This window comes from Paraburkholderia jirisanensis (assembly GCF_054782355.1).
In genome coordinates this window covers 916,005-925,914 of sequence record NZ_BAAGSQ010000029.1, presented here as the reverse complement: position 1 = coordinate 925,914, position 9,910 = coordinate 916,005, and the positions used below count along the sequence as shown (strand labels likewise).

Here is a 9,910-nt window from a genome sequence, read left to right as displayed (position 1 = left end):
TTCGCTATCCGGCGAACCCGAAGATCCGCCGCGCGCCGCCATCAGATGCCCACACTTATCGGCTGTGAATTGTTAAAGATCGCGTCACAAAACCGGCTTAAACTTCCCAGCAGCCTTTCGCTGCCACCGCCTGTTTCGTGTCTGCCGCTTCAGCAGCAGAGAAGCGAGATTATGCAGACTTTCGCTCACATCGTCAACAGGTTTTTTTAACTTCCTAACCTGCTGCACTCCGCGAAAACCCCCGCCATTACTGGCGCTCCCGCCTTTCGCACCCCGTTTGCCGAAGCGCGAAAGATCGAGATTCTAGACACTCGATGCGCCGCGCGCAAGCGTTATCGGACATTATTTTTCAGGCGCCTTTTCGATCTCGCGTGACACGCCATCGGCGGGTATCTGGCCTGCCGTCAGTTCGCGCCCGCCAACCGGCCCAACGGTCCAGTCGTGCAACACCGTATAGGCCACCGCCAGCAACGTCGGGCCGATGAAGACGCCCAGAAAGCCGAACGCGAACGCGCCGCCAAGGATGCCGAGCATCACGAGAATCAGCGGCATATCGCTGCTCTTGCCGATCAGGATTGGCTTTACGACGTTATCCGACATGCCGACCACGATCACACCCCACACGACCAGAAAGATCGCCCACCCCGTCTCGCCGCCGTGATACAGCCAGATCGCCGCCGGCAGCCAGACAACCACAGGCCCGCCCGGTATCACCGACAGAAAAAACGTCGCGAGGCCGAGCAGTGCGGGCGCGGGCACCCCGGCGATCCAGCAGCCGAAACCCGCCAGCACGCCCTGCACGAGCGCCGTGCCGAGAATGCCGTAGACCACGCCCTTGATCGTGCTGCCCGCCAGCGCGAGCAGATAGTCGGCCCGTTCGCCCGCGACCCGGCGCATGCCTGCATTGAGCCACGCGGCCGCCCCTTCGCCGCCGGTATAGAAAAAGAAAGCCAGAATGATGCTGAGCGCGAGCAACCCCAAACCATGCGTGACCGCCAGCGCCGCTGCCAGAATCCATTTGCCGGCCGGCGCGGCAAGTACCCGCAACTGCGCGACCATCTCGGAATTACTGCTGGTGACACGGTCCCAGAACGATTCGATCGTCGAACCGACCAGCGGTATACGCCCAACCCACGGCGGTAAATCCGGCAAACCCGCGTCGAACAGCCGCTGCACGATCGCAGTGATCTGGTGCACGTTCGCGCCTAACGCAAACCCCGCATACACGAACGGCCCAAGCACGACGATCAGGATGATCAGCACGATCAGCGTCGCGGCCCATCTGCGCCGGCCGCCGAGCGCGGCCGTCAGCTTACGGTACAGTCCCCACGAGCTATAGCTGAGAATCGCGCCCCACAACAGCGCGGTCGTGAACGGCGCCAGCACCAGCAGCGACCCGCCGACCAGCACGATCAACGCAAACACGGCCGCGAGCCGCTCGATCAGTTGATCCGATTTCACCATGAGGCTCTCCCTGTGCCAAGGCACGACAACAGACGTCGATAGTTCCCCGACCGGCCCGCAAAGTCAGTATAGGAGAGCCCCGCGCGGCGCAGCACGACGGTCGCGGCGATGCACCGAGCCGGCGCCGCAGTCCTTCGCAATGCAGAGTGCAGGACGCCCGATGCACGTCCTGCGCATAGGGGCCAATAGAAAGGACTAGAATATATGGTTCTCCGCACACAACCTCCGGATTTATGCGCTCGCGAATCGCCAAACGACTCCCTCCCGATGCCGATAAGCTGGTCGGCCTGTCGCTCGCATTGTTCGCCTCGGGCAGCCGCACCGAAGACCGTTTCTGGGAAGCCAAACTCGACGCAATGCTTGCCAGGATCGTCCGCAACGGCAATCAGACAACGCTGGATGCCGCGTTGGACCATTTGCAGCAGAACCACCCGGACGCGTACGGCGCACTCGCCGACATGGCCGAAACGCATAGCGAATCGCTCACCGTCGAGCACGAAGGCGCGCCTTACGAAGCCTTGCTGATCGCCGCTCCGGTGCTGGCGTGGACGCGCTACGCGATTCCATCGGGCGCGCTGAAAGGCGACGCGTCCGACGCGCTGCGCGCGCACCTGCAGGCGCACGTGCTGGCAGCCGGCACGCGCGTAGCGATGGCGCCGTTCCTGTACAGCATCGACCAGTTGCCGCGCCATCACGTCGAAACGTGGCGGCTCGCGCAGCAGCTGACACAAGCCGCCATGAGCGGCATCAACGCGAAAATCAACTTCGGCGAACTGCCCGAAACGTCGCCGATTCTCGCCGACCCGCGCTTTCTGCTGGCCGTGGTGGCGGCGCCAGTCGGCGCGCCGGTGTTTCGCTGGCAGGAAGAGGAGCACGGCACCCGCATCGAGCGCGGCCAATGCCTCGAGCAATGGGCCGCGCAGGGCGGCGCCAATCTGTCGGTGGTGCTGCCCGGCTGCGAGTTCGAATGCCTGCTGCCCGATGCGTACTACTCGGCCTGCCGCGACGCCGACGAACGTGTGCGCCCGCACACGGTGCGCACGGCGGTCCGTTATCTTTTCGACACGATCGGCGCCGCGCCGCAAGAGTTGCGCGCGGTGGTGGGTGGCTTCGGCGAGCGGCGCATCGACGAATACCGGATCGGCTTCACGCGGCGCGGCAGCAACGACGTGATCTACGGCGTCGTATGGCCGCTTTATGGCCGCGAGAACGGCGACCCGGGCATCGACGAAGAGCCGCAGGAGCCGAACCCCGAAGAAGGCCCGCTCGAAGAGATCGTGGCGTTGCTGAAGGAAACCGGCATCACTGACATCCGCCGCCATGCCGGCCGCTTCGAGCCTGAATATTGCGATGACTGCGGCGTGCCGCTGTATGCCGATCCGCTCGGCGAAATTGTGCACGCGGAGATGCCGGAAGACGCGGAACCTGCCCAGCCGCACTTTCACTGACGCAAAAAAAGACACTTACGCGACCGTCGAAAGTATTCGCGAAAGGTCCTGAGAGCCCCGCTGCAAGCGGGGCTTTTCGTTTTTTATGCACTGGTCCTATGCCTATCGGACAGGCGGTCAGCCGTTCAGTAATTTGTCATCATCGGATTGGTGACGCATCGCCGCGCAACAGTGCTTGACGCTCTTGCGCGCATCGCGCCACCTCGATCGACTCATCTGGAGGCATGGCAATGCGTATCTCGCTTCTCAACTCAGACGCCGAACGGCGCGAAGGGCTCAAGGCGCTGCTGCGGCAAATCGACCGCAAGGCGCGCTTCTCAGAAGCTCAGGACTGGCGCCAGGCAGAGCGCGGGCTGCGACGGCATCAACCCGACCTGTTCGTGATCGACTGGCAAGACTGGATGTGCAACATGGACACCCGCGGCCTGCTGGCGAATCATCCGGGCTTGCCGGTCGCGGTACTGACCGACGACAACACCTCCGCCGACTGCGTGCGCGGCTTCGTCGAGAACGGCGTGCTCGGCGTGATACCGCGCTCGACCGATCCACGTCTGATCGTGCGCGCGCTCGAGATCGTGCTGCTGGGCGGCCACTACATTCCCGCCGGGGCACTCGCGCTCACGCCACAACGGGTCGTGCCTGAACCCAGCGATACCCTGCTCGCCACGGCCAGGCCAGCCAGGACACCCAAGGCCGCCAGCAGCGCGGCCGAAGGCGCGTCGCGCCACCCGCAGCCGAACGCACCGCCAGCCAGGCGGGCGCGCTTCGGCGGTGGTCTGTCGCCACGTCAGGAGCAGATCCTGCGCTGCGTGCATATGGGCAGCACCAACAAGATGATCGCCCGCGCACTCGGCATCAGCGAAGGCACAGTGAAGATCCATCTGGCCAGTATTTTCCAGCAGCTCGGAGCGCCGAACCGGGCTGCCGCAGTCGCGATCTATAACGGCTGGCTCAATGCGCAGCTCGAGGTACTGCGCACGAGCCGCGAAAGCACCACGCGTCCCGTACTCGGCCAGACCGGCGTGGTGCCGCTGCGCCGTCGCTCACGCCGTGCCTTCAAGTATCCGTTGCCTGCGAACGACACTGCGATGCCGTTGCCTGCAGCAGCGGAACCGACCACACCATTCGGAGAAGCGCCCGGCGAGCCTCCTGCCAACGAGGATGAGAAGAAGTAGCACAGCCCGGGTGTAGCCCCCTGCGGATTCCGTTGCACGACGGCTGGCATGGAATCCGCTCACACGTTTCGCCGTCCAACGAGTAATATGAGACACATGGGTTTCCTTTACACACCGCTTCCGCTATGGGTCGCTATCGGTGGCTGGATCGCCACTGCGGCATTGCTCGCGCTCGCGCTCCTGAAGAACCCTTTCAAACGTCTTCAGGACTCGGTGCTGCAGCACGTCTGGCTAGCGATCATCGTCGCCATCTCAGTGCTATGGGCCAGCAACGCATGGCTCGAAGACGGCACTGTATTGCATCTGCTCGGCGCAACGCTGGTTGTCACCTTGTTCGACTGGGCACTCGCGTTGATCGCCATGGCGGTCGTCGCGGGGCTTGCAGCGCTGGTGTTCGACGCGCCATGGCAAGGCGTGGCACTCACGTTCCTCGTGTTCGGTGCACTGCCGGTGGGCATCTCCGCGATACTGCAGCGAATCAGCATCGCATGGCTGCCGCGCAATCTGTTCATGTTCATCTTTGGCCAGGGCTTCGTGTCGCCGGCCATTGCCGTGACTGTCGCTTCTGCCGCTGCGCTCGCCACACATGTCTGGCTCGCGGACGGCTCGCAGAAGGTGATTCCGGTCGGCTATGCTTTCAGCGTATTCCTGCTCGCGTCCGGTGAAGCGTGGTTCACCGGCATGACCACTGCGCTGATCGCGGTCTATCGTCCTGCGTGGGTGACAACCTACGATGTGCGCCGTTACCGGCTCGGCGGTCCGCGCACCTGAGTCACCCGCATCGCACCCATCGATGTTGCAAGACGCGTCGCAAGGTCATGCGATGTCACGCGATATCGCATCGCGATGCCGCAAAATATTTGCGTCTCAATTGAACTCATTCCAATCGCGAGGCATCTTATCTGCCTGATGACTCAATTGCATCAGTCGCTCTATCAGTCGCCTTATCAGTCACATTAATTACAAGATGCATAGCACCAACGTACCGCGCCGGTCGCTGCGGTTGGTCGGCTGGCTAGCGGTATGGATGGCGAGCATTGCGCTTGTCTCGCCCACGCTTGCTGCGGCCGATCAGCTCGAACAACACAATCAGCTCGTCGATCAGTTCGTCAACGACATGCATGCCGATCCGCTGGTGGCGGATTGCGCCGCGCATGGCAGCTTCGTCGCCAGCACATCCACCGCCTTCGATCACGTCGAGTTCGCGCCGTCCGCATTCGACAGCACGCATGCGTCAGTTACGCCGTGGAACGACTCGTTCGACGAAGGCAAGCAACGCGTGAAGGTCGACAATATCGTGACCGTCGACGGCATCGGCATGCGCAGCGGCGGCGGCGATCCGGCCGACCTGCATTTCCGCTGCGGGTACGTCGGCACGCAAATGCTTGCGTTCAACTGGAACGATCCGGTGCCGCCAGCGCGCCGCGTGGCAGCGCCTGCTGCAAGCACAGCGGGAAGTTACGCTGCGCCTGGCAAGGCCGCGTCGAAGAAGCAAGGCGGCAAGGCGGCGAAGAAGAGTGCGCAACGTTCGGCAAGCCATTCATCCGGAAAGGCCGCGGCGAAATCGAGTGGCAAGTCGTCCGCCAAATCGGTGAGCAAGGCGCCGGCTTCGAAGTCGGCCGGTTCGCACAAAGCATCGCCGTCGAAAGACAAGAAAAAGCATTGACGCAGCAAGCATTGAAACAGCGGCACGCCTGACGCGCCGCTTTCACCTCGCATCAAAAAAGGCGAAGCCATGTTGGCTGCACCGCCCCAGGCTTTTGGGGCGCAGTTCATGTGCCTCGCCTTTCTTGTCCAGTCGGCGTAGACGTCCCGCCGCCGGCCGCCTCTCCTGCCGCAACGCACGTAGCCGCGGCAACGACCACGGGCCGCAGCTACTGCAACCGCCGCACCGCCACCGCACCGCCACCGTATAGCCGCACCGCGGCCGCCAGTCCCCGCGTTACGCGAACGCCTCCAGATGCCACAGTATCGCGTGCAGCATCGCCGCGCCGAGTGCCGCGCTACGCTCGCCGCTCCACCCCACTCGTTCATCGGGCAGATTCGCGTTGTCCTTGAACGGCATCTCGAGCGTCAGCGACAGACAGCCAAATTCATTGCCAATAAACTTCGACGCGAGCTTCAACGCATCCTGCCGATACTTGCTCGCCTCATAACCGTACTTGTCCTGGAAATCAGGGCTCGCCAGCTTGAAGCCTTCGATAAAAGCCTTCTGCTCGCGCGCCTGCCGCTCGGTAAAGCCGGGCAGCATCTCCGAACCGGCCACGAACACATACGGCAGCACTTCATCACCGTGAATATCGAAGAACAGATCGCAGCCCGTCGCCCGAATCGCGTCGCGCACCACCAGCACTTCCGGGCTGCGCGCCGCATCGGGCTCCATCCACTCGCGGTTCAGGTTCGCGCCGGCCGCATTGGTGCGCAGGTTGCCGTGCACGCTGCCATCCGGGTTCATGTTCGGCACGATGTGAAACACCGCGCGGTCGTACAGCTTGCGCGCGACCGGGTCGCCGGCCCAATCGCCCCACCCCGCGAGCCGCTTGACGAGTCCTTCGACGAACCATTCCGCCATCGTTTCGCCCGGATGCTGACGGGCAATGATCCAGATCTGCTTTTTCGGCGGCGCCTCTGCACGGACATCGTCCACGTCCGGCATGCCCAGCGTCAGCACCGACATCGGCCGGCCTTCGACGCTCTTGCCGAGTTCGGTCAGCGTCGCATGCGGCATCTGCTGCAGCGCGCCTAAAAATTCCGAATGACGCTCTTCGCTATACGGCTCGAAGTACGCGTAGTAGATGCGATCGAACTCGGGCGTGTGATCGATCGTCAGCACACCGTTCTGATACGAAGTCGGCACACGAAACCAGTTGACGCGATCGTAGCTCGCCACCGCCTGATAGTTGTGCCAGCCCTCGGCAAATGCGCAATCGCGCGCGTTCTCGAACTTCATCACGCAGCGTTCGCCGCGTGCCCCCGACAGGCGGAAGTAGAACCATTGCGCAAAATCCGCGTGGCTGTCGCTGCGCACGCGCAACCGGATGTTGTCCGGCTGTTCGCACGCCAGCACCTCGATAGCGCCTGCGTCGAAGTTGCTCGTGATCGAGAGCGTCATAGTGTGGGCTCCTGCTGCGGCCAGGCGTTGCGCGCTCAAGGCGCGCTGCGCCGGCGAAAAATATAAGTGGAATCGTTCGATGCACGCGCATCGAATGCGTAGCCTTCCGCGTCGAAGCCCTGCAGCGCTTCGGGCACGTCGATGCGATGCTCGACCGCATAGCGTGCCATCAGCCCGCGCGCGCGCTTCGCATGAAAGCTGATCACCTTGTACTGCCCGCCCTTCCAGTCCTCGAACACCGGCGTGACCACCGGCGCCTCCAGCAGCTTCGGCTTGACCGACCTGAAATACTCGTTCGATGCGCAGTTGATCAGCACGCGCGCGGCGCCCTTGTTGCGGCGCAACTGCGCATTGAGCGCTTCGGTGATGCGAGCGCCCCAGAATGCGTACAGGTCTTTGCCGCGCGCATTCGGAAAACGCGTGCCCATTTCGAGCCGGTAGGGCTGCAGCAGATCGAGCGGCCGCAGCAGACCGTACAAACCGGACAGCACGCGCACGTGCTTTTGCGCATAGTCGAGATCGGCCGCAGACAGCGTCTTCGCGTTGAAGCCTTCATAGACGTCGCCGTTGAACGCGAGCACCGCCTGCTTCGCATTTTTACTGCTGAAGCTCGGCGACCACTCGGCATAACGCTGGTAGTTCAGTTGCGCGAGCGGGTCGGAGATGCTCATCAGCGTCGCGATTTGCGGCGGCGACAGCTCGCGCAGGCCGCCGATCAGTTCGGCCGCATCGTCGACGAAATCGGGAAGCGTGTGTTTGCTGAGGTGCGCGGGGGTTTCGTAGTCGAGCGATTTCGCCGGCGACAGAACGATTATCATAGAGCCTTTCAGGCACGCCGTGCCTGGCGATCAAAGACGAAAGCCCGATTGTAGCGAATGTAACGAATGCCCGGTTTCCCTGACTTGCACCCTGTGCCGCGTGTCGTGCTCGATTCGAACGTGTGGATCGACATCCTCGTGTTCGACGACCTGCACACGCGCCCGATTCGCGCCGCGCTCGAACGCGGCGCGCTCCATGCGTTGATCGACGCGCGCTGCCTCGGCGAGCTGACTTACGTGCTCGACTACCCGCAGTTCGTCAAGCGCGCGGTGGACAAGCAAGCCGCGCTGGCGACGGTTGCACGGCTCACGCAACTTGTCGCAGCGGGTGCAGCAGATGCAGCAGATGTGCCGCAAGAGCAGCGGCAAGGATCGGCGCAAGGGCCGACGCCACCTCAGTCACAGCAGCTGACGCCGCTGCCGCTGCCGAAATGCAAAGACCGCGACGATCAAAAGTTTCTCGAACTCGCGCATACCGCGCGGGCGGACTGGCTGGTATCGAAAGACCGCGCGGTGTTGAAGCTCGCACGGCGCGTCGCGCGCGATTTCGGTTTTCGCATCGCGCAACCGGCGCAGTTCGTAGAGGCGTGCCTGCTGCCCGACGAGGCGGCGGAGCCCGCCTGACAATTCTGTCTAAAGAGGCCACACGGCGACCACCCGTCAGGCCACTTCCATCCACCAACGACCTTGCTCACGCTTTCGGACCGCCATGAATGCACCGTACGACACGCCCGTAACGCCTTCGTTTCCGTCCCGTCTGCCGGCAGTCGGCACGACGATCTTCACCGTGATGAGCGCCCTCGCGGCGGAGAAGAACGCGGTCAACCTGGGCCAGGGCTTTCCGGACTTCGCATGTGACCCGCGCATCGTCGACGCGGTGACAGACGCGATGCGCGCCGGCCACAACCAGTACCCGCCGATGACCGGCGTCGCGCCGCTGCGCGAGGCAATCGCGGACAAGATCGCGAACCTGTACGGCCGCCGCTACGACGCGACCAGCGAGATCACCGTCACCGCGGGCGCCACCCAGGCGCTGCTGACCGCGATCCTGTGCAGCGTGCATCCGGGCGACGAAGTGATCGTGATCGAGCCGACCTACGACAGCTACCTGCCGTCGATCGAGCTGGCAGGCGGCAAGCCGGTATTCGTCACACTCGATGCACCCGACTACGCGATCCCGTTCGACAAGCTCGCCGCCGCGATCACGCCGAAGACGCGGCTGATCCTGATCAACACGCCGCACAATCCGACCGGCACGGTATGGCGTGAACAGGACATGCGCAAGCTCGAGGACATCGTGCGCGGCACGAACCTGCTGATCGTCTCGGACGAGGTGTACGAGCACATGGTGTACGACGGCGCGCCGCACCAGAGCGTCGCGCGTTACCCGGAGCTCGCGCAGCGCAGCTTCGTCGTGTCGAGTTTCGGCAAGACGTATCACGTGACCGGTTGGAAAGTCGGCTACGTGGCCGCACCGGCCGCGCTCACCGCGGAATTCCGCAAGGTGCACCAGTTCAACGTGTTCACCGTGAACACGCCGATGCAGCTGGGTCTCGCGCAATACATGCAAGACCCGGCGCCGTATCTCGAGCTACCCGCGTTCTACCAGAAGAAGCGCGACTTCTTCCGCGCGGGCCTCGCGCACTCGCGTTTCAAGCTGCTGCCGTGCACGGGCACGTACTTCCAGTGCGTCGACTATTCGGCGATCAGCGATCTGCCCGAGGCTGAATTCTCGAAGTGGCTGACCAGCGAGATCGGCGTCGCGGCGATTCCGGTGTCTGCGTTTTATAGCCAGCCGCACGAATCGGGCGTGGTGCGCTTCTGCTTTGCCAAGCGCGAAGAAACGCTGGCCACCGCGCTCGAACGGCTCGCCCGCCTGTGACATGCCGCGCG

The 9,910-nt window shown here is 63.4% G+C and carries 10 protein-coding genes; 7 read left to right on the top strand and 3 right to left on the bottom strand.

The window, feature by feature from the left end; translation table 11 throughout:
* Nucleotides 1-210: hypothetical protein (locus ACYVNQ_RS29865; RefSeq protein WP_460907698.1), on the top strand; the 210-nt coding region annotated here is incomplete at its 5' end.
* 132 nt (nucleotides 211-342) lie between these two features.
* Here ACYVNQ_RS29865 and ACYVNQ_RS29860 read toward each other — a convergent pair.
* Entirely contained in the window at nucleotides 343-1,464 is a 1,122-nt protein-coding gene (locus tag ACYVNQ_RS29860; protein WP_460907696.1) for an AI-2E family transporter, read from the bottom strand.
* Nucleotides 1,465-1,697: 233 nt separating this feature from the next.
* Here ACYVNQ_RS29860 and ACYVNQ_RS29855 point away from each other — a divergent pair, with 233 nt between their 5' ends.
* From ACYVNQ_RS29855 to ACYVNQ_RS29840, 4 genes are all read left to right on the top strand, one after another.
* A complete protein-coding gene (locus tag ACYVNQ_RS29855; protein WP_460907694.1) occupies nucleotides 1,698-2,912 on the top strand; it encodes a DUF2863 family protein in 1,215 nt (404 codons plus the stop codon).
* A 230-nt stretch (nucleotides 2,913-3,142) separates the two neighbouring features.
* Nucleotides 3,143-4,087: a response regulator transcription factor gene (locus ACYVNQ_RS29850; protein ID WP_460907692.1), complete on the top strand. Its 945-nt coding sequence runs from the start codon at nucleotides 3,143-3,145 to the stop codon at nucleotides 4,085-4,087.
* 96 nt (nucleotides 4,088-4,183) lie between these two features.
* Nucleotides 4,184-4,858, top strand: coding sequence for an energy-coupling factor ABC transporter permease (locus ACYVNQ_RS29845; RefSeq protein WP_460907690.1), 675 nt, complete (start codon nucleotides 4,184-4,186; stop codon nucleotides 4,856-4,858).
* A 196-nt stretch (nucleotides 4,859-5,054) separates the two neighbouring features.
* Nucleotides 5,055-5,753: a BspC domain-containing protein gene (locus tag ACYVNQ_RS29840; protein ID WP_460907688.1), complete on the top strand. Its 699-nt coding sequence runs from the start codon at nucleotides 5,055-5,057 to the stop codon at nucleotides 5,751-5,753.
* Between the two features lie 276 nt (nucleotides 5,754-6,029).
* On the opposite strand, the gene ACYVNQ_RS29835 is transcribed toward ACYVNQ_RS29840, so the two are convergent.
* Together ACYVNQ_RS29835 and yaaA are read right to left on the bottom strand one after the other, a co-directional pair.
* A complete protein-coding gene (locus ACYVNQ_RS29835) occupies nucleotides 6,030-7,199 on the bottom strand; it encodes a M14 family metallopeptidase (RefSeq protein ID WP_460907686.1) in 1,170 nt (389 codons plus the stop codon).
* A gap of 35 nt (nucleotides 7,200-7,234) precedes the next feature.
* Nucleotides 7,235-8,017 (bottom strand): peroxide stress protein YaaA, encoded by a 783-nt coding sequence (yaaA, locus tag ACYVNQ_RS29830; RefSeq protein WP_460907684.1) that lies wholly within the window; start codon nucleotides 8,015-8,017, stop codon nucleotides 7,235-7,237.
* A gap of 66 nt (nucleotides 8,018-8,083) precedes the next feature.
* Between yaaA and ACYVNQ_RS29825 the strand changes: the two genes are divergently transcribed.
* Both ACYVNQ_RS29825 and ACYVNQ_RS29820 read left to right on the top strand, forming a co-directional pair.
* Nucleotides 8,084-8,641, top strand: coding sequence for a PIN domain-containing protein (locus ACYVNQ_RS29825; RefSeq protein WP_460907682.1), 558 nt, complete (start codon nucleotides 8,084-8,086; stop codon nucleotides 8,639-8,641).
* Nucleotides 8,642-8,726: 85 nt separating this feature from the next.
* Nucleotides 8,727-9,899: a pyridoxal phosphate-dependent aminotransferase gene (locus tag ACYVNQ_RS29820; RefSeq protein WP_460907681.1), complete on the top strand. Its 1,173-nt coding sequence runs from the start codon at nucleotides 8,727-8,729 to the stop codon at nucleotides 9,897-9,899.
* The last annotated feature ends 11 nt before the right edge of the window (nucleotides 9,900-9,910 follow it).

What these genes read in the sequence shown, in the direction of transcription:
- ACYVNQ_RS29855 (WP_460907694.1), top strand. Translation starts at nt 1,698, where the DNA reads ATGCGCTCGCGAATCGCCAAACGACTCCCTCCCGATGCCGATAAGCTG.
- ACYVNQ_RS29840 (WP_460907688.1), top strand. Translation starts at nt 5,055, where the DNA reads ATGCATAGCACCAACGTACCGCGCCGGTCGCTGCGGTTGGTCGGCTGG.
- ACYVNQ_RS29845 (WP_460907690.1), top strand. Translation starts at nt 4,184, where the DNA reads ATGGGTTTCCTTTACACACCGCTTCCGCTATGGGTCGCTATCGGTGGC.
- ACYVNQ_RS29820 (WP_460907681.1), top strand. Translation starts at nt 8,727, where the DNA reads ATGAATGCACCGTACGACACGCCCGTAACGCCTTCGTTTCCGTCCCGT.
- ACYVNQ_RS29850 (WP_460907692.1), top strand. Translation starts at nt 3,143, where the DNA reads ATGCGTATCTCGCTTCTCAACTCAGACGCCGAACGGCGCGAAGGGCTC.
- ACYVNQ_RS29835 (WP_460907686.1), bottom strand. Translation starts at nt 7,199, where the DNA reads ATGACGCTCTCGATCACGAGCAACTTCGACGCAGGCGCTATCGAGGTG.
- yaaA (WP_460907684.1), bottom strand. Translation starts at nt 8,017, where the DNA reads ATGATAATCGTTCTGTCGCCGGCGAAATCGCTCGACTACGAAACCCCC.
- ACYVNQ_RS29860 (WP_460907696.1), bottom strand. Translation starts at nt 1,464, where the DNA reads ATGGTGAAATCGGATCAACTGATCGAGCGGCTCGCGGCCGTGTTTGCG.
- ACYVNQ_RS29825 (WP_460907682.1), top strand. Translation starts at nt 8,084, where the DNA reads ATGCCCGGTTTCCCTGACTTGCACCCTGTGCCGCGTGTCGTGCTCGAT.